We start from the raw sequence: 22,478 nt of genomic DNA on the forward strand, positions 1-22,478 counted from the left end.
TGCAGATGCTGACTTATCATTGTCCCTTCTTACACCTGTTTTAGTACCCGTATTGTCTCTTAGTCTTGTTCAAAAATCAAATAGGAGTCCTATAGCTTAGAGGATGTTTGAAAAGTCTAATTTATTACTAGCCCTGGCACAGGTACGGCTACACGAGACTTTACCCACCTCCGTGGGTTAAGAATCTTGATTTTTCGTTAGTCCACGAAGGAAGACGAGAGTTTGTGTAGTAGCGAATTATATTCGCCCAATACTTTTCAAACATCCTCTTAGTTTGTGAAGATGGACTGAGAGGATGTTTATGAACTACCCCACCCTACTGCGTTGAGGGTGGGGTTTCTACATCCCCACCCGTAGAGCAAGATTTTTGACGCTTCGCACGACCAAGTTGCTTCATACTTCCCGCAGTTTTGCGGGTGCGTGAAGTAGAGCTACAATCATCCACGTCTAAGAGGTTAGTCCCTAACCCCTGTAGATTATTTGAGTACCAAAGCAGTATAACTTCAGCAGATGCAATATCGGCACCATTAGAAATAGTAAAAGAATATATCAAAGCACAGGAAACGCCAAAAAGCTAGTAATTGTCAAAAACTCAACTGCCCCATCACTTCTTTTACCTGTGGTAAAAATTAGTAACAGGGCGTTTCCTTTTTGACTCGCTTACCTACACTCCCTGCCTTCGGCTGAGGAAGGGGAATTACGCGATACTGTTAAAAAATCAAGCAGGAACATTGAAAATTTTGTGTTCCTGCTCAACACGAAATTAGGCTTTTTATCAAAGTCGCTTTAAGAGATACACACGGCATTACCAGGGGGTTAACCCTAGATGAGGTGCTTCTATTTTGTCAACATTAGTCACTCTTGCAAGAGGTTTATTGTTGAGGGGACTAACTCTTAGTAGAGTTCTTCTTCTTTGTGAGTTTCGATTGTCACATTGGAGGTTGGGTAGGCAACACAAGTCAGCACATATCCGGCTTCTATTTGATCGTCATCTAAAAATGACTGATCACCTTGATCAACAGTACCCGATGTTAGTTTACCTGCACAGGTCGAGCAAGCACCAGCGCGGCAAGAGTAAGGGAGGTCAAGACCAGCTTCTTCAGCAGCGTCTAGAATATAGGTATCGTCATCAACGTCAAGTGTTTGGTTCAGCCCTTCGGCCTCGTTGATTAGTGTGACTTTAAAACTTGCCATTGAGTAATCCTCTCTTTTGCAAACGGCAGTATAAGTTATCTTAAGGCAAAGGTCACGGCTATTCTGTGGGATTAGCCGCTCGTTAAAATTTGCTTCAATTCTGATACTACGAGAAAAATTAAACGATGTAACTGGAAATTGAACCCGATTAGTAATGAAATTTAGTTGCTTAATCCTGATAAGTTTTATTTATATTATTTCCTGCCCTAGTCAGGCTGTGATTAAAAAAAACTATCTTAGGGATGAAAAAACATGAATAGGATTAATGCCACCGATATTTTGTCGGACTTACGCAGAAAAGATCCTCAGCTTCCCTTAAAAAGCAGAGCTGTTTCATTCGCTCAGGTAGAGATTTTGTCAATCTTATGAGCGAAAAATAAGCTTTGAGTTGGTAAGCCAAAAATTACCGCAACGAGTCCGTAAATTTAAATGCGTTCTGCACAACTTTTAGAGACGCTTTGCGATCGCTATGATAATTGTTGGATCAGATTTTTTAATCACCTGATTTTTTGGGGTTAGACGCTTGTAAATTAGCGCCTTTTAGGAAACTGGCAGGATGAAAAACAGAACTAGTGAAGATCATGTATAATCCAGAAGCAGCTTTGGAAAAAGCAAGAGTGCGTGTAGGTTTGGTAGGTACTGGGTATGCGGCCAAGTTTCGGGCTAAGGCATTTCTCGATGATCAGCGATCGCATTTAGTCGCAGTTGTTGGTCATTGTGCAGAAAAAACAGAAACCTTTGCCAAAGAATACCAGATTGAAGCGTTGAGTTCTTGGCAAGAGCTAGTAGAACGTGAAGATATAGACCTAGTGGTGATTTGCACTATTAATCGAGATCATGGTGCGATCGCTCGTGCAGCCCTTACTAATGGCAAACACGTAATTGTAGAGTATCCCATTTCATTAGATGTGGTCGAAGCTGAGGAACTGATCGCTTTAGCAAAAGCACAACAAAAACTCCTGCACGTTGAACACCTAGAACTTTTGGGTGGTTTGCATCAAGCCTTAAAGCAAAACTTACCCAAAATTGGTGAGGTATTTTTTGTTCGCTACAGCACCATCAATCCTGAGAATCCTGCACCCCGCAAATGGACTTATAACCACGAGTTGTTCGGCTTTCCCTTAATTGGTGCGCTGTCTCGCCTACATCGTCTCACCGATTTATTTGGTAAAGTATTTACAGTTAACTGTCACCAGCGATATTGGGAAATAGAACCGGAATATTACCAAACCTGTTTCTGCACTAGTGAACTGTGCTTTAACAGTGGACTTTTAGCCCAAGTAGTCTATGGCAAAGGTGAAAGTATTTGGCAATCAGAACGCAAGTTTGAAGTTCACGGTGAAAAAGGTGGTTTAATTTTTGATGGTGACACAGGAATTTTCATCCAGCCAGGGGAAACAACACCTATAGAGGTTGGCCCTCGCCGGGGTTTGTTCGCCAAAGACACGAGTATAGTGTTAGACCATCTTTTTGATGGCACTCCTTTGTACGTTACCCCAGAGGAGAGCTTGTATACCCTAAAGGTTGCTGATGCTGCACAAAGAGCTGCACAGACAGGGTTAACTATATTTATGAAAGATATCTAGATAAAAGTTGATGAAAACCGAACTAATTGTGATTTTATCCCAGCGAGAATTAGACAAAATGCGTCAAGCTGGGCGTTTAGCAGCCAAACTTCTCCAGCATCTGGAACCGTTCGTGAAGCCAGGGGTTAGTACTCTCGAACTCAATGATGAAGCCGAACGTTGGACGCAAGCTCATGGAGCAAAAAGCGCACCCCTTGGCTACAAGGGTTATCCTAAATCGATTTGCACTAGTGTAAATGAGGTAATCTGTCACGGCATTCCCAACGCCAAGCAAATCCTCAAGGAAGGTGACATCATTAATATTGATGTGACACCGATTGTTGAAGGTTATCACGGTGATACATCCAAGACATTCTTTGTCGGCACTCCTTCCCCAAAAACGAGGAAGTTGGTAGAGGTGACAGAGGAGTGTCTCCGCCTGGGTATTGCTGAAGTTAAACCTGGGGGACGCATTGGCGACATTGGTGCAGCCATTCAAGAGTATGCTGAAGCACAAGGCTTTTCTGTAGTGCGAGATTTCGTTGGACACGGCATCAGTAACATTTTCCACACTGCGCCGGATGTTCCCCACTATGGCACACGCGGTAAGGGCAAGCGCCTCAGATCAGGGATGGTTTTTACTATTGAGCCAATGATTAACGAAGGCACTTACGAAGTCGAGGTTCTGGGCGATAAGTGGACTGCTGTAACGCGCGATCGTAAGCTTTCGGCTCAATGTGAGCATACCTTAGCTGTAACTGAAGATGGCGTTGAAATCCTCACCCTACCTGAAGGTGAGAATTACTGGGGTGTATGACAACATACTATGAAAAAATTCCTTTCGTTTGGGAGGAACCAAAACTAGCAATCCCAGTTCCTCAAAGATTGATATTTCGTTCGCTCAACGATGTCAGTATCGAAGATTTCACTGCTGCGGTTAGCTGTGCTATGAGTTCCTCATTAGACCGAAGCGATCAAAAGGCAGTTAGAGAATTGGGAGCAGATAAGGCAGCCTCAGAGTTCATCGTACAAGCAAGCAAAGATTTCGATTATGAACCACAATGGTGGCAACTTGGCTATAACAGTACGGGTGAACTACTGGGGTTTATCCAACCAGTACTATATCGTGGGTGTCGCAAAGATAATCTAGAAGAAGGCACAATCTACTATATTGGTGTTGTACCCAAACAGCGAGGGAAGCGTTACATTTACGACCTCCTGTGCCAAACTACCTACCTTCTTCAAAAAATTGGTGTTTTGCGTGTATTTTGTGACACAGACATTCTGAACACACCCATGATTAGAGCATTCCAAGATGTCGGTTATCACCAGTTTAGTTCACCTAAGCAACGCCCTTTATAGGGGCTATCTAATAGGTATTTAACTTGAACTTTTGTCGAATAGATTATGCTTAAAGAAGCTGGTCTTGCTAAATAGGAAGTAAGACTAATAGCTTGATGAAAATCTGTCCCAAATATTAAGTAGATTTTTTACTACTTGATTAACATAATGACTCAAACTCTCGCTGCGGAAAACATCACACTTGAGCAACTAATATTGCTCTATGGATTAGAGTTAGTTGATTCGGAAGAATTCTTTCGAGAGTGGCAAGATGACCTACCGGAACTGACAAGCTTAGAAAAGCAGCTATTGGATCAAATAAAGGCAGGCTATATAAATTTACGAAACTATCCGCCTTTATTAGAAAATACAGTTAACACGACTGTTTTATCGCCACTGCTATTCATTGGCAAGTTTTATTTACCTCCTTTTCACCTCAAATTAGAGAAATCTATCGAGATTGAAACACAAGACAACCAAACTATCATTAAAGGGCGAATTGACTTCTTACTTCTAAATCAAAAATTCTGGGTAACAGTTATTGAGTCTAAACAGATTGCTTATTCGGTAGAAGCAGGACTTGACCAAATTCTGGCATATATGCTGGCTGCTCCCCAGTCACAAGATGTAGTATTTGGCATGATTACTTCTGGTGGCAGTTTTATGTTCATTAAACTGCTCAAAAGTAATCCTCCTCGCTATGCCACTTCGGATATTTTTGATGTCCGTAACCGTGGCAATGAGTTATATAATGTACTCCAGATTTTGAAGCGTATTAGTCAATTGACATTTGCCTGATTAAAGATAGTTAGAATAATCAAAATCAGCAATACCTGCTCTACCTGAGTTGGATGTAAGAAAAAGTCTGAAAACTAGACAGGGTAGAGCTTATAGTAACATATACTCATTTAATTTTATGTCAATAAGAGCCACTGCACTGTCGCCGCCTAAGCACAACGAGTTCTTAAATCCTGGATAAGAAGAAATTCTAAACCTATTTCGGCAAGCCCCCGATTTAGATGAATGGATGAGACTAACAGCTGACCAAATAACCACAACAACGGATTAAATACTGGATTTAACACAAGCTGTGACTATCTCGGTACAGATGGGAACAATAACTAGTAAGCATTTCCCTTAGCCGAGATTAGGAGTTTTGTACTAGTTATGCCGACTTTCCCCACCAATTCCGACCGTACCGACGATAGGGGTTAATTGTAGCCAATTGCTCCCCAAGTTCTTTAGATGAACTTGAAGAACTTATGGTGCTTCGTTGTCAAGAAATTATGAAACAGCACGACTTAATCCAAGGACTAACTTGCTACCACTGGTGGCCAAAAACCAGAACAGTTTAATTATAAGTAATCATCCGAACTTGATATAAGATAGAAATCTGTGAATAAATCATAATTTACTGCTATAAGAGTAGCAATAATTGGTTGAAGATGCTAAATTATAGGATTATTTTTCTGTAATACATATGTACGGTTATTAAGGTATGCGGCATAATAAACGCCTGTACCGGACGATTGGCGGTTTTGTTGCAAAAACTGACGCTAGACACCTAGAAGTGAAGCAAAGGTTTAGGTACAAGAAAATTACTTCAGATAAATCAACAAATTCAATCCCGGAATCTTGGGGGAAAGGGGTATAATCTACCTCTAAACTGAGTTCAGCAATTTCTAAAGCTTTTTGGTACAGTATTCTAGAAAATCCACATAACGAGAATAGGCGTTCGCCCTTGGCGTTGGCGCAGCCATCGCTGATTGCAATTGCCAGTTAATTGCTCAAAATCAAGAACTCAGTTGCTATGATCAAACGCCTCCTTGTGGTAGAATCCCCCGGAAAAGTCAAAAAACTCAGTCAAATTCTGGGTTCAGATTGGAAAGTTCTAGCTAGTTGTGGTCACATCCGAGAACTCAGCAATGAAGGGGACGATTCCTTGGGCTTTGTCATGGACGGCAGTAATGTCCGGTGTAATTATGTCCCGCGTGACCAACGAGCGAAAGAAACAATCCAGAAGCTCAAGTCTGCGGTGAGGCAGGTTGATGAAGTTATTTTAGCAACTGACCCAGACCGGGAAGGTGAAACGATCGCTTGGCATCTCAAAGAAACGCTGGGTTTAAGAGAACCGAAACGAGTAATTTATACTGAGATTACAGCATCGGCGGTGCAAAGTGCGATCGCTAATCCCAGAAAGTTAGACCAAAATTTAATCGGTGCTGGACTGTGCCGAGATTGCCTAGATAAGTTGGTGGGTTATAAGGGTAGCCCTTTAGTTTGGGCATTAAATAACGGCGCTAAGAGTGTTGGCAGAGTCCAAAGCGCGACGTTGCACTTGATTTGTCAGCGAGAAAACGAAATTCTGGCTTTTGTCCCCCAAGATTATTGGAGTGTCTGGGTAGATTATGCTGAAGGATTCCGGGCTTTTTACAAAGGGACGGTCGATTCTGCAAAAGATGCACCAGACCAAGAAACTGAAACTCACGATGACGCGAAGGTAGGTAATAGTACAGAAACACCAGAATCTAAGCGCGTTCTTTCCGAAGCAGAGGCTACACGTTTAGTTGAAGAAGCACAGCGACATCCTCATCAGGTGATTCATTTTGAAGGAAAAGTCGTTAACCGCCAGCCACCGCCACCATTTACAACTTCCAGCCTTCAGCAAGCAGCCGGTTCAAAGCTGAGGTTTGCTCCTGACAAAACTATGGTTGTTGCCCAAAAGCTTTATGAGGCAGGGTTAATTACATATATGCGAACAGACTCAGTAATGCTGAGTCCAGAATTTTGTGCCAGCGCCCGTAAATGGTTGGAGCAAAATGACCCGCAGAATGTACCGCAGCAAGTCGCCAAGCATCGCAGTAGCAAATCGGCTCAAGAAGCACATGAGGCGATTCGTCCAACGGATGTGTTCCGTCCCTCAGTTCAATTGCGCTCTGAACTTCCTGATGATGAGTTTAATCTGTATGTGATGATCTGGAAACGGTCAATTGCCTCTCAGTGTCGTGCGGCCCAATTGCGTAAAACTTTGGTGATTACTCAGTCTGGTTCCCTATTGTGGTCAGCGAGAGGGCAAGTTATTGAATTTTACGGTTATGCCCGGTACTGGAACAATCTCAGCAAGGATAGCGTTTTACCTTCATTACAACAGGGACAACCATTGAAACTGGAGAATGCTGGACATGAGCAGAAGCAGACTCAGCCACCACCCCGTTATAGTGAACCAAAATTGGTGCAATTGATGGAACGTAAAGGAATTGGTCGCCCAAGTACCTATGCTCCTACTGTTGCTACTTTAAAAAAACGAAATTATGTTGAGTTGAAAAAAGACCATCTTCAACCGACAGCATTAGGATTAGAAGTTGATGCGTTTTTGCTCAAAGCACTGCCGGATTTACTAGAGGCGGAATTTACAGCGAAAATGGAAGATGCTCTTGATGCAATTTCCGAAGGAAAGAATTCTTGGCAGCATTATTTAACTAGTTGGAATCAGAATTACTTTCTACCAGCGCTCTCCAAAGCTAAAACTGTAGTTGCGAGTTTCCCAACAGGTAAAGCTAATGTGATAACTGAGCGAAAATATGAAACTTCTAAGACTCGATGCCCTGAATGCAAAAATTTTCTCGCAAAAATTCCGAGCAGTAAGGTTAAAAAGAAATATTTCCTCAAATGCACAAAACGCTGTGAAAATGTCGTGCTATTTTGGAGCGACTTTAACAAAACTTGGCAGCCACCACAAACTAAAGCAGTCCAAGCTGAGAATCAACAAAAGCCTTCCGTGAAGATGACGACATATCCTTGCCCGGTATGTAAGAAACCTCTAGAGGAGTACAGTTATATCAAAGAGGGTCAGAGTAAGAAAATGTTGCGGTGTTGTGACCCACAAGCACGTAAGGATACTAAACATAAAGATGTGGCTTATTTCAGTACACAAAAAGGGTGGTGGAGTCCTAAGTTTGGGGAGATATCAAAAACTTAACTAAAGCTATCCTGCTAATTTTACCCCTAGACAAAGAAATTTGAGCTTTACCTGATAACCCCTTTAACTACCAAGTTTGATACCCTGTTGCTTGAGTAGATTTATCAACAATTTTTTAAATATGCCACCTAGTATACCAATAAGAGGAGTAGGCACAGTTAGGAGATATCGGCGGAAAGTTTTGACATCGAAGGGCCAAACGGGCAACTCATCGGTCATAGTGTATAAAGTGCGTAGCTGCTGAATTTTTTCAGATTTTTTCTTGAAAGCTTCTGTGTCTTCAGCCAGACTAGTATAAATACCCGAATACTCCGCTCGGAATTGTCGAGCAATTTTATGTAGAGACTCTTCTTTAGCTCTTTTCATACCGCTATGTGCTGCCAGCAATGGCCCAAAAAAACATCCCATTGATAAAAAAATATACAATGGAATTACCAGATTAACAAACCAGAATCCTTTTCCGACATCTTGTGTAATCACCTGATACTCAATCACGCCAATCCATATACCCAAAACAGCAACTAGATAGGCAGTTTTAAGCGAATAATCACTGAGACATCGAAGACCACCACAGCGATCGGGATGAAGAGGATTAATATCGAGATCCTTGTTTCCTAAAATTCGATATAAAATCCAAATATTGGTAATTAGATTAAGGACAAGTATACTACCCATATATACGACTGCAAATGTGGCAATCGTAATAATCAGTCCTGGCAAAAGACTAGAGCTAGTCCAACTCTTTTCTAATCTAGGTCTGATGATAAAAACAATAGTGCTGAAAAAGATAGCGCTGGCAAGTGCAGAAAGTTTGCGCCATTTTTGGGAATAGAGGTTAATAACAAATTGATCAATCTGAAATTTGTCAATTTCTAATACGTCAGATTTTTCTAGGTCTTGAATTACTTGATCAATTGCTTGAAAACTCCACAAGTAATATCCCAATGTTACTGGATTAATGAAAAGTCCTACTAACCAGGGAATCCAGTCTTTAAGCAACCCCATTTGCTCCTGCTTAGACCATAACGTATGACTTATCCATGCAGTAAACAAATAAACTACAGTAGTGGTAACTGCTGCCAACAGTCCAAAAGTTAGAGGAGAAAGACGAAATTTTTCAATTACTAGATACGCAACAGGATCAAATCGGTGAAGGTTTCGTTTGTGCGAAATATCGTTTGTCATTTTTTCTGTAACAATGAGTCAGGTAAATAACACCATACATATTTAGGGGTAAATGTGCCAATTTTGGCAAAATATATAGGAATCATATTTGATTTCTGAACAAAATTAGGTATTGTAAGGTGTATTAGAACGAAGTTCGTAACGCACCATTATCAAGGCTTAGGTGCGTTACGCTATCGCTAACACACCCTACGTGTCTTTTCACGCAATCAAACCGGATTCCTATAGTAATAAATTTAGTAAGCCAAAAAAGCTTACTCCATAACCATTTTGAATTCTGCGTAGCGGTACTAAGTAATTATCAACACGGACTGACCTTAGTGGCAAGTTCTGCGGGGTTCATCTCTTTAGCTCAATTTAGGGTAAGCGAAAGTCCGAAAATCCTAAGTACTTTTCCCCCTACTTGTCCTCAGTTTTACCTAGTGTGAGTAGTTGCCTCATTTGATGAGCCAATAATTCTAGTCCCGCATCCTTGGCAAAAAATCCGTCTGCTTGTGGACACATTTGTTTGCCATGCACCTCTAACTCATTCATGCTCATGTAAGCCGTGACGAGGATGACGACAGGAGAACGAGGCAAGCGCCGCTTGAGAGCGTTAACGATTTCCATGCCATCTGTATTTAGCTCATGCCGAGCCGTAGGCAGCACAAAATCGACCAGAAAGATATCGTACTGGTTTAGTTCGTCTAACTCCCATAAGAAACTAGACACGGACTTGTAGGTTGCCACAGCATATTCTTGCTTCAGAAAGCGCTGGACGATCCGACACCAGTGTTCGTCATCATCCAAAATCGCCAGCTTGTACATGGAGATTCAATTCCTCCTTTCACCGAGTAGAGTAATCATATCCAAAAAGGCATCGTAGTCAGTGATGGGTTTGGTATAGCAACTGTCAGCCCCAGATTGGGACAACAGGTGATGTTGCTCGGCGGGCATGGTGTAAGCCGTCACCAAGATAATTGGTATCTGTTTCCACTGTGCCTTTAGATGGCGCGACAGCATGGAGCCATCAACTTTTTGTCCTTGCCACCTAGCTCCCGGCAAATTGATATCCATAATCACCAGTTCGACTGCCCCCGCTTCGCATAGCTGGAATATCTCTTTTGGTTCGGCAGTAATAAACACCTGATGACCCCCCAAGCGTTCGATTAGTTTGGCGGTTCCCTTAGCCAGGAGTTGGTTATCTTCAACCAGTAGAATGTTCAATACTGTCACCTCTGATCTGACTCAGTTCGTTTAGGGGCAGGGTAAAAGTCACCGTGTTCCCTTGCCCTAGTCCAGGGCTTTCAAGCCAGATATTACCACCCATCAGTTCCACCAATCGCTTGCAGATAGTCAGCCCTAAGCCGGTGCCCCCGTAGGAGCGCTGGGCAGAACCATCAGCTTGCACAAATGGGGAAAACAGTTGCTCTGAGTTTTCCATCTCAATGCCGATACCCGTGTCGCGCACCGAGATTTGAGCCATTGTCCCAGTCCTATCGACGACAGCCCGGACATGAATTTGACCCTCATCTGTGAATTTGAAGGCGTTATCCAGCAAGTTCGTCATCACCTGGCGGACTTTGATCTTATCGGCGAAAACAGTCTCGATTTCACAATGGAGTGTCAGAGGAATTGACTTGTAGCGGCTTTCGGCACCAGAGAGGAAACATTGCTCTTGTAAAAGCTGTTGCAGATAAACTGTCTCCAAGTCTAAGGCTATGCGCCCGTCTTCAATCTTGGCAATGTCAAGCACATCGTTAATGATAGTAACCAGATTTTGCGTCGATTGGTAAGCGCCGTCGATATATTGGCGCAACTCCTCTTCGTCTTCATAAAGGCGCTCTTTAAGCAACTTTAAATAGTTTAAGGTCGAGGCCAGAGGGGTTCGCAGTTCGTGGCTGGTAGAAGCCAAGAAGTTGCTCTTGAGGCGACTCACCTCTTCGGCGGCAGCTCGGGCATGAGAGAGAGCTTCGCTGTGCATCTCAACTACCAGGCGTTGCTGCCGTTCGCGCTGATAGAGGCGGTTTTGCAGCACGGCCAGCGATAGGTGAATGTTCAAAGACTGGATGAGTTCCATCTCTTCGATGCTCCAAGGGTGAGCTTTATCTTGTTTGAGTGCCTGCCATTGCGTCATTGACTGGCGAGGCTGCTGTTGGCGCTCATCAGCCTCGTGATAGCCCGGCCAAAGATTTTTTGTCCCGATTTGGTCACGAAAGAAGGTCAGATACCCCAAAAATTCTTTACCATAATACAACGGTTGAACAATCAAACCCCGAATCGGTGTGGTCTGGAAGGATTCAATCAGCTGGTGCAGACGCGGTTCTTGCTGAAGATTAATTACCACTCGCAGAGCAGGTTTCTCTTCTTGGGTTAAGCCAGTGTCGATGGGAGCAGGAGCTACCCCTACCTCTTGCCAGAGGGGATGATTTTCTAGTAACTTTGGTTGATCAAGCTCGGATGGGGTCGGCTGATTTCCGTAAGTATAAAGATGGGCTGGTAAAGCCTCATCCGAGGAAGTGAGGTACAACCTTCCTCCAGAACTGCCAGAAGCTTTTACTGCTTGTTCCAGAACGTTATGCAAAATCTGCTCCGGGTCCAGAGGCGCGTGCAGCAGAGCGGCAATCTGATTGACGATCGCTTCACGTTGCTGCTGTTCATGTACCTGACTCAGCAGACTCGCCTGGGTAATTGCCAGTGAAACCTGCTCAGAGAGCAATTGGATGACCTGCAAATCCTCAGATGTAATTTCTCTGGGTTCGGCATGATGAGAGATCAACAGCCCCCAGAGTTCCTGTTGATAAATTATTGGCACCACCAGAGAAGATTGCACACCCATTTGGGTGAGATAGTCCACATGGCAGGGGTCTACCGGTCGGCTTAAGATATCTTCGAGAGGTTGCTCTTGCACTTCTTCAACGGTCAAGTCTCCCGTTGCCGTCGTTTTGGGAGTCGGCAGCGAGTTGAGGATAATCGTCTGCTCCTTGACATTGACAATGGAGCGGGTACGTGCTTTGATAAACAAGGCCCGCGCTTGGGGCGGAATGTCATCAGCTGGATAGTGTAATCCCAGCAACGAAGGTAGACGGTTGGGGGCACTCGCTTCGGCAACGACTTGCCCATGTCCGTCGCGATCAAAGCGGTAGACCTTAGTCCGGTCGGTTTGCAAAAATGCCCGCAACTCGACCACAGTTGCATCCAAAATCTCTTGGAGGTTCAGCGATTGCCGGATGCGGTTCGCCATGCGAGCCAGCAGAGCTTCTTTGGATTCAGTCAGGAACTGATCTTTTAGGTTTCTAAAATCGGAATTTGTAGCCAACTGGTACTCTCTACTTCTCAGAATAATTATTTATTATTTAACTAGGCTAGCAATTACCATCGCTAATTTGGCTGGTTCTATTGGCTTAGTTAAATATTTTTGGAATCCTGCTTGGAGAATTTGTTGCTGGTTAACCTCTCCAGCATAGGCTGTCAGTGCGATCGCTCGGATCTCTCCCCCTTGCTGTGGCGGTAGCGATCGAATTTGCCGAATCAGCATATAGCCATCCATTTCTGGCATCCCAATATCACTTAAAATAATATCTGGCTTCTCAACTGCCAAGGCGTCTAGTGCAAGCGATCCTGAGGCGAAGGCACGCACAGAGGCACCAGACTCTTTCAGGATGAAGACTATTAGATCGCGGGTGTCAACTTCATCGTCCACGACTAGCACATTTACCCCTTGAAGATTAGGGGAACTGTCAGGCAAAACCTTGTCTTCACTTGTTTGAGGCTCGACACTCCTGAGGGGTAACAACACAGTAAAGGTGGCACCTTTCTCGTCTCCCTCACTTTCTGCTTGGACTGTTCCACCATGCAGTTCAACGATTTGACGAACGATCGCCAGACCAAGCCCTAAGCCGCCAAAGGTTCTTGTTGTGCTATTGTCAGCTTGACGGAAGTAATCAAACACATGAGGCAGAAATTCTGGGTTGATGCCCTTACCCGTGTCACTCACCCGGATTTGCGCTTGTGTACCCACGCGCTCAAGTGCTATTTCCACCTGGCCCTCGGACGGTGTGAACTTAACGGCGTTAGAGAGCAAATTCCAAACGACTTGCTGCAAGCGACTGGGATCTCCCAAAACTTGCCCTACATTCGGTTCAAATTTCGTCTTCAGTTGAACTGACTTGGCTTGAGCCGCTAGACGCACAGTATCAAGCGCTACTTCAATCACAGAGGACAGGTCAACAGAGCAGACTTTTAAGCTGAGTTTGCTTTGAAGAATCCGGGAAACATCCAGTAAATCTTCCATTAGCTGAGACTGCAACTTGGCATTGCGCTCAATGGTTGCTAGGGCATAAGCCGTCTTTTCTTCATTAAATTTGCGGGTTTGCAGGAGTTTTGCCCAGCCCAAAATCGGGTTAAGGGGGGAACGCAATTCGTGAGATAGAACAGCGAGGAACTCATCTTTAAGACGATTGGCTTGTTCAGCTGCATTTTGTGCCACTTCGCTAACGGCCCGAGCGGCTTGCTCACGCCGCGCAGATTCTTCGGCTGCTTGACGGGCGTTGCTACTGTAAAGAGCGGCGGCGGTAAAATTTGCGAGGCTTTTCATCAGCCGCAAGTCTTCTCCATCAAACTGCCGATGCTCATCGTGGGATACAATCCAAATCGTGCCAAGTGGTTGATTGGCAATCAATAAAGGAACCACCAGGATCTCGACGATTGTTGGCTGAAACTTTTGCAAGTAGGTGAAATACTTTTCTGGATAGGAATAAAGCAGGGGGGTTTGACGTTCTAGGCAGATGCCGCAGTAACTAGAGGTGTAAAGAGTAAGAGTTTGTTCATACGCTTCTAACATCCCGGCTAGTGCAAACCATCGGCAGATATGTTCCCCGCTCGAAGTCACCTCAAGTAAGCTGACACCTGCTGATTCTGCCCGACACAGTTTAGTGGTGATTTTTACAAGCTTTTTGAGCAGAATTTGAGGCTGCTCAACTAGTTGCCGTACCAGAGTATGAAGTGCATCGTTCTCTTCTTTGAGGTCAGTGGTTCTGGTTACTCGACGGGACAACTCTTCAGTGATGAGAATATCGTCTAAACATATTTGCTCCACTGACTCATTCGTCATTACACTACTCCGTTTCTAAGAAATATTGCCTCAGCAGGCTCTCTCCAGGTTCACCTAAGTTTCGTAACATTTCTTCAATTTTTATTAAGAAAAAATCAAAAATCAGAATTCATTCTGATTTTTGAGTAAAAGGGTTTTATACGCCCGCCTAATAAAGGCTGTCTACAATCAGGTGGTAGTATAAAACCCTTTTATTTATTTTCACTCCTAAATTCTGACCAAGCCCTCCGGGCAAGGGCTACGGTGTACACACAAGTCGAAAAAAGCTCGATTGACCATTTCTCGTTCCCATGCAGAGCATGGAATGGCTGATTAGGGGCTGCTGCCTCCAGTCAAATTGAGTCGGAGCCTCAATGAATGCGTTCCTAAGCGGAGCCTGGAACGAGTCAATAGCCCCTGAGATACCTCACCCTGGTTTTACGTAGTAAAACCTATCCCTCTCCTTAGTAAGGAGAGGGATTAAATATAGGACAGGGTGAGGTTTTAGAGGACTTTTGGGTAATCTGATAACTTGTGTGTACACCGTAGGGGCAAGGGAGGAGGAAAGAAAAAGTTTTTGGGAAAGCCTTTTGCCAAAGCCTAGTTGGGTACAGGCCACCATACCGGAGATATGGTGGCCTGCAAGAGATTCACGGACTCGCTAACTTACGCTATTAGTTGTGGTTATAAGCCCCCATTATTATTACCTTTAGCATAGCTGCCTGCTGCCTTGTTTTTTGGCTTCCTTTTTATTCCCATCAAATAAAGACTACGACAAATGATGTGTCCTTGGTACTTCCTGAAGGAAGAGTTTGGAAGTTTATTCTCATACCAGCACAATTTTTTGTTTGAAAGCCAATGTTGAAATTGACTTGCAATTGATAGTGCTAACGGAAGCGATGTCTACGACGGGCTACGCCTACGCTAAAATCTAAAATGCTACCAATGCGCTAGTTACATTCACCATGCCATTTGGGCAAAATTATCCTTTAATGGATCTGGTGAGCATGAGTGAGTGTGAAATTAATTTTGTGTTGGTATTAATCAACACAGTTGACTTATCTGAGCCGCAAGTTCTGCGGGGTTCATCTGCTCGTAGTGTTCAAAGGGTTGGTGAATCCAGGGGTTGTCAACCAAGTAATCAACATAATAATCGGGTGCTATAACTGAACAGGCTTTATACCAAAGAACGGCGGTGCGAATTTCCTCAATGGGAAAATCAATATTTTGCTTGAGCCAAGGTATAGTTTGTGCCAATGTGATCCCAGAATCTACTAAGTCATCTACTAGGAGAATGCGCGAACCTAGCTTTTCGGCAGTCATTGTCAGGTGGCGCGACAAAATTAAATTACTTCTTTCTTGCTTATCAGGGCCACGGTAAGATGAGGTTGCTAAAATTGCCAGTGGTTGCTGGTATATACGGGAGAGAATATCTCCAATTCTTAGTCCTCCTCTGGCAAGACAGATAATCTGGTTGAATTCCCAACTGGATTGATAAATCTGAATAGCCAGTTGTTCAATTTTTTGGTGATAATCTGACCAAGAAACATAAAGGTCTGGCATAAGTCTAACGGGAGTGGTAGATAGCTAGTATTGAAGGCGATGTCTACGACGGGCTATTTGGCGTCGCAAACTTTATATTTTAGTATGAGTGCAAGTTATTATGAACGATTCTGCTGCTGATGGCGATGCCCAACGAGATATTCTCAGTCAAAAACTCGACTTTAAAACAAAACTAGCTTACGGTGCAGGGGATTTAGGCCCAGCAGTTACTGCAAATATCTCCGTCTTTTATCTGCTGTTTTTCTTTACCAATATCGCTGGTATCCCTGCGGGTTTAGCTGGCAGCATTTTGATGATTAGCAAAATCTGGGATGGGGTAAATGATCCGGTTATCGGGTTCCTGAGTGATAAAACGAAATCTCGTCGCTGGGGCCGTCGTCTGCCTTGGATGTTTTATGGAGCAATTCCCTTTGGAATTTTCTTTTTCTTGCAGTGGATTGTACCGCAATTTAGGGCAAATCAAAGTGATAATATTTGGCCGCTGTTCTTGTACTACGTGGCGATTGGGGTGCTATCTCAGTCCTTTTTCACAGTTGTGAATTTGCCTTATACGGCAATGACTCCAGAACTAACTCAAGATTACGACGAACGCACCAGCCTTAACACCTTTCGATTTACATTTTCCATTGGTGGTAGCATTCTCTCATTGATTTTAGCGCAAATTGTTTTTTCCCAAATTGCCGATCGCCAACAACGATATCTCGTTTTAGCAGCAATTTGCACTGTAATTTCGATTTTCGGATTATATTGGTGCGTTTTTGGAGTCCGCGATCGCATCCTGGCTTTTGAGGCCAAACGCGTCCAAGCCGAGGAACCTGCATCTCTCTCCTTCTTGGAACAGCTAAAAATTGTCTTCAGCAACCGACCTTTTTTATTTGTTATTGGTATATATCTTTTTTCTTGGCTAGGTGTGCAGATTACAGCTAGCATTATTCCCTATTTTGTAGTCAATTGCATGAAACTTCAAGAATCAGATGTGCCTACACTGCTGATTGCAGTGCAAGGAACTGCCTTGCTGATGCTATTTGTCTGGGGGGCGCTGAGTAAAAAAATCGGCAAAAAACGTGTTTATTTTATGGGAATGAGTTTATGGATAATAGCTGCCGCCGGACTATTTTTTTTACAGCCCGGTCAAATAGTTTTGATGTATGTGATGGCTGTGATGGCGGGTGTTGGTGTATCCACAGCTTATCTAATTCCCTGGTCGATGATTCCAGATGTGATTGAATTAGATGAACTCCAAACCGGACAACGCAGAGAAGGCATTTTTTATGGCTTCATGGTTTTGCTACAAAAATTTGGTTTAGCTTTCGGGCTGTTTTTGGTAGGAAATGCTTTGCAAGTATCGGGTTTCAAAGCATCTGTAGCCGGAAGTCCACTACCCATCCAACCGGAATCGGCACTGTTGGCTATTCGTATTGCCGTTGGCCCTATACCTACAGTTTGTTTGATTCTTGGCTTAGTTTTAACGTATTTTTACCCGATTACCCGGGAGATGCACGCAGAAATTATGCTGAAACTCAAAGAACGGCAAGAGAAGAAGGGGAGTTAAAATAATTCGTAATTCGTAATTCGTAATTCAGTTTTGTGGCGGGGTCTAAGAGGATGTTTGAAAAGTCGTAGAGTATACCAAAAAGCCCGCTTGCATTCCTCTCTCCCCGCTTCGGCTACGATGTACACATAAGTCTCTCTAGACACAATTTACGGTTTCTCGAATAGCTCAAGAAAACCTCACCCTGGTTTATGCTACGCAAAACCTGTCCCTCTCCTTACTAAGGAGAGGGATTAAAGTCAGGACAGGGTGAGGTTTTTGGGTAATTTGAAGACTTGTGTGTACACCGTAGCCCCGCTTGGGGGAGAGGCTTTGAAACCCCCATTCCCTTGTAGGGAAGGGGGGCTAGAGGGGTTAGGTTTCTGAGGTTTTGATGTTAGCAATAATACTTTTCAAACATCCTCTAAGACAGATGTGGTTCAAATACTTGAATTCTGCTGTAAACCCCCAGAATTAGTTAAAAGAAGTCGCAAGTAAAGTTTTGTAATGAAGATTTAACCCCAACACAAAACTTAATTACGAATTACGAATTACGAATTAACTATATTCATCCCAAGCTACAGGAAAGGAATAATCTGAAAATCCTGAGAAATCATGATTTTCGCTGCGAGTTTCTTCATCCAGAACTTTGACAACTTTGTTATAAATGTCTTGTGCTTGTTGCGGGGAATCACCGATGCTGGTTAATCCCAACTTGCCAAACTGCGAAAGGCAACCCATAAGATGAAACACTGTCCCCGTTTCAGTCCCACTGTCGAAGTGTAGTCTCTGGTCAGCGATGATATCCATCAAATCATTAGGCAATAATCCCTGATAGCGCTCTTTTTGGAGATTATCAGTGGCAATGTAGTATTTTGCACGACCTTGCTGACTATAAAATAAGCCCGTGGAAAGGTCATAGCGACCGTTTGTTAATAATTTCAGGGTCATGAATGGATGAGTTGTGCCGCCTTTACGCAGGTTAATTTCGATCGCCTGAATATCCCACTCTTCGTTACCCTGATCAACGGCGATAAAATCTACGCCAAATCGCTCCAAAGTGCCTTTCTCTGCTAGCTTTCTGCCAACTTGTAATCCCAATTGTTGTAATTGCAATCGATACCTTTGATCAGCCGGAAAGCGACAACCAAGATAAATCTGACCGTCTGGGCCTCCGAGAATTTGATCGTGGGTTGAAAGAATTTCGACTTCGCCATTGGGTGTGATCCGTCCTTGGACACTTGGCGATCGCTTAATTTTTCCTTCCACAAATGCTTCGGCGATCGCTCCTAATTCCGGGATTCTTCCGGAAAAATTGTCCCAAGTCTCTTGTTTTGCTTGAAAGCGCATTGTTGAGAAGCGATCGCTAATTGCTGCTACCCTTTCGGCATGAGTAACTTTACCGGGTGCTAAATTATCAATCGGTCTAAGATCCAGCAATGCATTCCCTTCTCCAGAAATGCCTTCGTTAAGTTTTATCACTACCCGTTGTAATGTTGGTTGTCGTTCCCACAAATCACTAGTAGCTTCTGCCAAATCTGTATGATTCCAAATTTTTTCGCTGCCATCTGGATGTGGTACTCCGCTTTCGGCGAAGATTTGCCGACTGCCACTTTTTGTTCCCCAAATCTGTAAATCTGGTGCAGCAGCATACAGGGGTACACCCAATTTTAAAGACAATTCGCCTTCCCACTGCGAAGAGTTGTAGCAGCTCATAAATGATTTGTCTAGCCTCAAAGCTTGATGAATCCGCTCTAGCAGGCGGGGGCGTTCTAAAATCTTTTGGCTCAGAGGCTTAAGGGAGGAATCGTAAGTAGAAAGTAGCAGCAAGCGATTGCGAGCATGAGAAAAGGGAATTCCTGGCAACAGTTGCAGATAATAATCAATGATACTCGGATGTAGCGGTACTGATGTCACATAAACCAGCCGAGTCCGAGGATTTTGCAACCGAATTAAGGAAAATAGTAATCTTTCTTCATAATGCTCGCAGCCTTCGATCTTTTGGAGTTCGCGCTGGTCGATACTCAGGGAGGGAATAATTAAAATATCCGCTTCACTATTGTCAAATAGTTCGCTTGTTTTCCAGCGATCGCGCAGGGTTAATTGTAAGTGGCGAAACTTTTCAACCTGCTCTAACTCGGAAATATTTAGTGTTGCCATAACCCTTGCTCTCTAATAATCCCAATGTATCGTACCACGCGGCTTTTGGACAATGAGTGTGGGGGTATAGCCGCAGCGTCAAGATTCAGGATTGCTATATGTGTTTTGAATGTTAATTCAATATACAATTACCAAGACAAAACCTATGGCTAAATCAAAAGAGCAAAAAGAGAAAAAAGAGCAAAAATTACAACCGCCACAGGAGCAAGAAGTCCCAGGTGTTGAATCAGAAATGACACCAAAACCCAAAGCAGAAGATGCCCAGTATCGGGGTAGTGGCAAGTTACAAGATAAAGTAGCATTAATTACGGGTGCAGATAGTGGTATTGGTCGTGCTGTAGCGATCGCATTTGCTAAAGAAGGTGCAGATGTAGCGATCCTTTACCTCAATGAACACGACGATGCCAAAGAAACAAAACATTTGGTAGAAAAACAAGGGCGTCGGGCAGTAACCATTGCAGGCGATATTGGCGATGAAACTTTTTGTCAGCAAGCTATCCAACAAACAGTTGGTGAGTTTGGCAAACTCGATATTCTGATCAACAACGCCGCCGAACAACATCCGAAAGAAAGTATCGAAGAAATCACCAAAGAACAACTAGAGCGGACTTTTCGCACTAATATATTCTCAATGTTTTTCATGACTAAAGCTGCACTCAAGCATTTACAAGCAGGCAGTTCTATCATCAATACCACATCGGTAACAGCTTATAAAGGTAGCCCACAACTATTAGATTATTCCTCTACAAAAGGTGCGATCGTTGCCTTTACTCGCTCCTGATCACAAAATTTGGTGTCCAAAGGAATTCGCGTTAATGCTGTCGCGCCAGGGCCAATTTGGACACCTTTAATTCCCTCAACTTCTCCCAAAGAGAAGGTTGAAACTTTTGGTAAGCAAGTACCAATGCAACGACCCGGACAACCAGAAGAAGTTGCTCCTAGCTACGTATATTTAGCCTCTGATGATGCTTCTTATGTTTCTGGACAAGTGTTACATGTCAATGGCGGAGAAGTTGTCAATGGATAAGTAAAAAAGTTAGGAGTCATTCAATTTCGGATTTTAGATTTTGGACTTTAGATTTTTCTTTCAATCAAAAATTCAAAATCTCTCTAAAACTGGTAGAGTTTGGAGTGATAATTTTTTACTTCTTCATTCTTAACTCCAAACTCCTGTACAGACGCGATTAATCGCGTCTCTCTTAACTCCTAACTTTAGCCTAATTGTCTTCCATTAGAGGGATGAGTGAACGTTAAAATATTGATAATCTATCTAGCAGCAAACATTTAAAAAATAATAACTACGTCTATGGCATCTCCTACACCACTGCATGGCACGGAACTAGTAGATTGTGCTAGAGCAAATGCCAAACAAGGAATTGAAACTGCTGCTTATCAGTGTGGCTATGGTCAAGACCTGAACAAATTTGCACAAGAACTCAGACAAGCTTGTGAAGAGATGAATTTACAAGTGAAGGAACTTAGCGGATTGATTACTGACCAGGACTTGATACTAGAATTGGGTACTGGCGAAATTGTTGCTCCAAAGACAGAATCAGAATTGTAAAAGTTAGTCATTTGTCATTTGTCATAGCAGATTAGTGCCTATAGCGAGCGATCGCTACTTCTAATCATCGTTGCAGAAAATAAGCCCAGACAGTAGCGATCGCACATCTAACATTCCTCCCAATAATGCCGTAGCGTAGACGTAAAGCGGTTTGTTGTCAGATATCGCCTTGTAGCTGATTACCTGCAATACTCTAGACAACATTTGCTCGACAATATCGCGGACTTCCTGGTTTTTACAGCTATTTTTAGGTAAATAGACCACGCAGTAGTGGCACAGCAATGCTGTGCCCTTATGACAGATGTGGTTCAAATACATGAAAACTGCTTTTAAGTTTCTCGATTAACCGCTCTTGAACGCTGTAGTCGAGATATTCATAAACCTCCATCGCCTCATCCATAGAAAGCAAGCCAAAAGTCAAAGCGTGTATTGTTTCTAGCAAACCCTAATCTAAGGGAAACTGGCAATGTGCAACGTCACACTTGTAATTTTTCCGACTTTCAGTAAATTGAAAACTTTGTAAATTAGCGAAAGAGTAAGAGTTTCGGACGCTGAAAATTCCTTACGATTCGCTGCATAGTCCACCTACAACTGGTATGCCTAATAGTCAAGCATGGGCTTATCTTGGGCTATTTCGGCAAAAGCTAGACTACCTATATTTTTGGCAAAGATATTGTTCCAGCAGATTGCGTTCCCTAGCTTAAAGGCATGACTGGTAAGGCTTTTGCAAAACTTTTGGCTCCACTAACTTGAGGTTAGTACTATATCTCTGCTGGCTCTTGTAACAAAGATATGAATTGACAGTCAAGATGAAGCATAGATAAACAATACTTTTTCCAATCTTTAAATATAAAACTTTTTCTTTATAAAACTTTTATGCAATTAATATCTACAGAGAGAAAAAACATGAGATCATCCAGATGTGAGCAATTTTTATTTAAAGCTCATCAAAACTTTGATCTTTCTTTAGAAAGAATATATCAATGTGAATATTTAAACAAAGTTTCACAAAACAGATGGGCATAATACCATGATTTAGTGTCAAATGTGTAATTGATTAATCCCAGAACAATACTTAAATAAAATATGTAAAGATTCTTGCCTCTACTAGACTTGCTTAAATATGTATCTGCCCCGATTGGGCGTTGGTTCGCATCAACTTCATCCACCTGCACATTAGTGAGATTAGAAGCTCTCAATAATGGTGATTTATCATTTTTTATTAAATTCACCAAACTGAATTTACATACATTCAAATAAATTTGTAGGAATAAAATAAAGATTAATAAGGACTAATACGCCCTTAAATTAATCTTTAGCATTTA

18 protein-coding genes and 1 pseudogene are annotated in these 22,478 nt (G+C 43.0%); 8 read left to right on the top strand and 11 right to left on the bottom strand.

The annotated features are described in order from the left end of the window. Positions 1–316: 316 nt before the first annotated feature. Together V7K36_RS16925 and V7K36_RS16930 are read right to left on the bottom strand one after the other, a co-directional pair. Positions 317–553 carry a hypothetical protein gene (locus V7K36_RS16925; RefSeq protein WP_335117600.1) on the bottom strand — a complete coding sequence of 79 codons (237 nt, stop codon included), beginning with the start codon at positions 551–553 and terminating at the stop codon, positions 317–319. Between the two features lie 341 nt (positions 554–894). Further along, positions 895–1,194 carry a ferredoxin gene (locus V7K36_RS16930; RefSeq protein WP_335117602.1) on the bottom strand — a complete coding sequence of 100 codons (300 nt, stop codon included), beginning with the start codon at positions 1,192–1,194 and terminating at the stop codon, positions 895–897. 581 nt (positions 1,195–1,775) lie between these two features. On the opposite strand from V7K36_RS16930, the gene V7K36_RS16935 reads away from it, so the two are divergent. The 5 genes from V7K36_RS16935 (at position 1,776) to topA (ending at position 8,079) form a co-directional block, all read left to right on the top strand. Further along, positions 1,776–2,780: a Gfo/Idh/MocA family protein gene (locus V7K36_RS16935; protein ID WP_335117604.1), complete on the top strand. Its 1,005-nt coding sequence runs from the start codon at positions 1,776–1,778 to the stop codon at positions 2,778–2,780. 10 nt (positions 2,781–2,790) lie between these two features. Next, complete coding sequence (map, locus tag V7K36_RS16940; RefSeq protein WP_335117606.1) at positions 2,791–3,576, top strand: type I methionyl aminopeptidase; 786 nt, start codon at positions 2,791–2,793, stop codon at positions 3,574–3,576. Continuing rightward, on the top strand, positions 3,573–4,121 hold the full coding sequence (locus V7K36_RS16945) for a GNAT family N-acetyltransferase (protein WP_335117608.1): 549 nt from the start codon (positions 3,573–3,575) through the stop codon (positions 4,119–4,121). Before map ends, V7K36_RS16945 begins: the two co-directional genes overlap by 4 nt. Positions 4,122–4,268: 147 nt before the next feature. Continuing rightward, entirely contained in the window at positions 4,269–4,898 is a 630-nt protein-coding gene (locus V7K36_RS16950; RefSeq protein WP_335117610.1) for a restriction endonuclease subunit R, read from the top strand. Positions 4,899–5,910: 1,012 nt separating this feature from the next. Further along, positions 5,911–8,079 carry a type I DNA topoisomerase gene (gene topA, locus V7K36_RS16955; RefSeq protein WP_335117611.1) on the top strand — a complete coding sequence of 723 codons (2,169 nt, stop codon included), beginning with the start codon at positions 5,911–5,913 and terminating at the stop codon, positions 8,077–8,079. Between the two features lie 63 nt (positions 8,080–8,142). Here the strand turns inward: topA and V7K36_RS16960 are convergent, their stop codons facing one another. The 6 genes from V7K36_RS16960 to V7K36_RS16985 all read right to left on the bottom strand — a co-directional run bounded on the left by V7K36_RS16960 (position 8,143) and on the right by V7K36_RS16985 (position 15,898). Further along, the gene (locus V7K36_RS16960; RefSeq protein ID WP_335117613.1) at positions 8,143–9,264 is read right to left on the bottom strand and encodes a hypothetical protein; all 1,122 of its coding nucleotides are present in this window, start codon (positions 9,262–9,264) and stop codon (positions 8,143–8,145) included. A 399-nt stretch (positions 9,265–9,663) separates the two neighbouring features. Beyond that, entirely contained in the window at positions 9,664–10,071 is a 408-nt protein-coding gene (locus tag V7K36_RS16965; RefSeq protein WP_335117615.1) for a response regulator, read from the bottom strand. Positions 10,072–10,077: 6 nt separating this feature from the next. Then, complete coding sequence (locus V7K36_RS16970) at positions 10,078–10,479, bottom strand: response regulator (RefSeq protein ID WP_334829944.1); 402 nt, start codon at positions 10,477–10,479, stop codon at positions 10,078–10,080. Continuing rightward, a complete protein-coding gene (locus V7K36_RS16975) occupies positions 10,451–12,562 on the bottom strand; it encodes a sensor histidine kinase (protein ID WP_335117616.1) in 2,112 nt (703 codons plus the stop codon). Before V7K36_RS16975 ends, V7K36_RS16970 begins: the two co-directional genes overlap by 29 nt. Before the next feature lie 33 nt (positions 12,563–12,595). Next, positions 12,596–14,356, bottom strand: coding sequence for a hybrid sensor histidine kinase/response regulator (locus V7K36_RS16980; RefSeq protein WP_335117618.1), 1,761 nt, complete (start codon positions 14,354–14,356; stop codon positions 12,596–12,598). A gap of 1,023 nt (positions 14,357–15,379) precedes the next feature. Continuing rightward, entirely contained in the window at positions 15,380–15,898 is a 519-nt protein-coding gene (locus V7K36_RS16985) for a phosphoribosyltransferase (protein WP_335117620.1), read from the bottom strand. 100 nt (positions 15,899–15,998) lie between these two features. Between V7K36_RS16985 and V7K36_RS16990 the strand changes: the two genes are divergently transcribed. Continuing rightward, complete coding sequence (locus V7K36_RS16990) at positions 15,999–17,450, top strand: MFS transporter (protein ID WP_335117622.1); 1,452 nt, start codon at positions 15,999–16,001, stop codon at positions 17,448–17,450. 537 nt (positions 17,451–17,987) lie between these two features. Here V7K36_RS16990 and V7K36_RS16995 read toward each other — a convergent pair. Beyond that, a complete protein-coding gene (locus V7K36_RS16995) occupies positions 17,988–19,589 on the bottom strand; it encodes a peptide ligase PGM1-related protein (RefSeq protein WP_335117623.1) in 1,602 nt (533 codons plus the stop codon). A 145-nt stretch (positions 19,590–19,734) separates the two neighbouring features. Between V7K36_RS16995 and V7K36_RS17000 the strand changes: the two are divergent. Beyond that, positions 19,735–20,616 (top strand): annotated as a pseudogene (locus V7K36_RS17000) (SDR family oxidoreductase). A 279-nt stretch (positions 20,617–20,895) separates the two neighbouring features. Further along, on the top strand, positions 20,896–21,153 hold the full coding sequence (locus V7K36_RS17005) for a hypothetical protein (RefSeq protein ID WP_335117625.1): 258 nt from the start codon (positions 20,896–20,898) through the stop codon (positions 21,151–21,153). Between the two features lie 60 nt (positions 21,154–21,213). On the opposite strand, the gene V7K36_RS17010 is transcribed toward V7K36_RS17005, so the two are convergent. Continuing rightward, the gene (locus tag V7K36_RS17010; protein ID WP_335117627.1) at positions 21,214–21,471 is read right to left on the bottom strand and encodes a hypothetical protein; all 258 of its coding nucleotides are present in this window, start codon (positions 21,469–21,471) and stop codon (positions 21,214–21,216) included. Then, positions 21,446–21,595 carry a hypothetical protein gene (locus V7K36_RS17015; protein ID WP_335117628.1) on the bottom strand — a complete coding sequence of 50 codons (150 nt, stop codon included), beginning with the start codon at positions 21,593–21,595 and terminating at the stop codon, positions 21,446–21,448. The genes V7K36_RS17010 and V7K36_RS17015 overlap by 26 nt, the downstream gene beginning before the upstream one ends. Positions 21,596–22,478 lie beyond the last annotated feature (883 nt).

The organism is Nostoc sp. (assembly GCF_036919555.1).
Taxonomy (GTDB): domain Bacteria; phylum Cyanobacteriota; class Cyanobacteriia; order Cyanobacteriales; family Nostocaceae; genus Nostoc.

Excerpts from the sequence above, each read along its gene's own strand:
- V7K36_RS16930 (WP_335117602.1), bottom strand. The coding sequence starts at position 1,194 with ATGGCAAGTTTTAAAGTCACACTAATCAACGAGGCCGAAGGGCTGAAC.
- V7K36_RS16935 (WP_335117604.1), top strand. The coding sequence starts at position 1,776 with ATGTATAATCCAGAAGCAGCTTTGGAAAAAGCAAGAGTGCGTGTAGGT.
- map (WP_335117606.1), top strand. The coding sequence starts at position 2,791 with ATGAAAACCGAACTAATTGTGATTTTATCCCAGCGAGAATTAGACAAA.
- V7K36_RS16945 (WP_335117608.1), top strand. The coding sequence starts at position 3,573 with ATGACAACATACTATGAAAAAATTCCTTTCGTTTGGGAGGAACCAAAA.
- V7K36_RS16950 (WP_335117610.1), top strand. The coding sequence starts at position 4,269 with ATGACTCAAACTCTCGCTGCGGAAAACATCACACTTGAGCAACTAATA.
- topA (WP_335117611.1), top strand. The coding sequence starts at position 5,911 with ATGATCAAACGCCTCCTTGTGGTAGAATCCCCCGGAAAAGTCAAAAAA.
- V7K36_RS16960 (WP_335117613.1), bottom strand. The coding sequence starts at position 9,264 with ATGACAAACGATATTTCGCACAAACGAAACCTTCACCGATTTGATCCT.
- V7K36_RS16965 (WP_335117615.1), bottom strand. The coding sequence starts at position 10,071 with ATGTACAAGCTGGCGATTTTGGATGATGACGAACACTGGTGTCGGATC.
- V7K36_RS16980 (WP_335117618.1), bottom strand. The coding sequence starts at position 14,356 with ATGACGAATGAGTCAGTGGAGCAAATATGTTTAGACGATATTCTCATC.
- V7K36_RS16985 (WP_335117620.1), bottom strand. The coding sequence starts at position 15,898 with ATGCCAGACCTTTATGTTTCTTGGTCAGATTATCACCAAAAAATTGAA.
- V7K36_RS16990 (WP_335117622.1), top strand. The coding sequence starts at position 15,999 with ATGAACGATTCTGCTGCTGATGGCGATGCCCAACGAGATATTCTCAGT.
- V7K36_RS16995 (WP_335117623.1), bottom strand. The coding sequence starts at position 19,589 with ATGGCAACACTAAATATTTCCGAGTTAGAGCAGGTTGAAAAGTTTCGC.
- V7K36_RS17005 (WP_335117625.1), top strand. The coding sequence starts at position 20,896 with ATGGCATCTCCTACACCACTGCATGGCACGGAACTAGTAGATTGTGCT.
- V7K36_RS17010 (WP_335117627.1), bottom strand. The coding sequence starts at position 21,471 with ATGTATTTGAACCACATCTGTCATAAGGGCACAGCATTGCTGTGCCAC.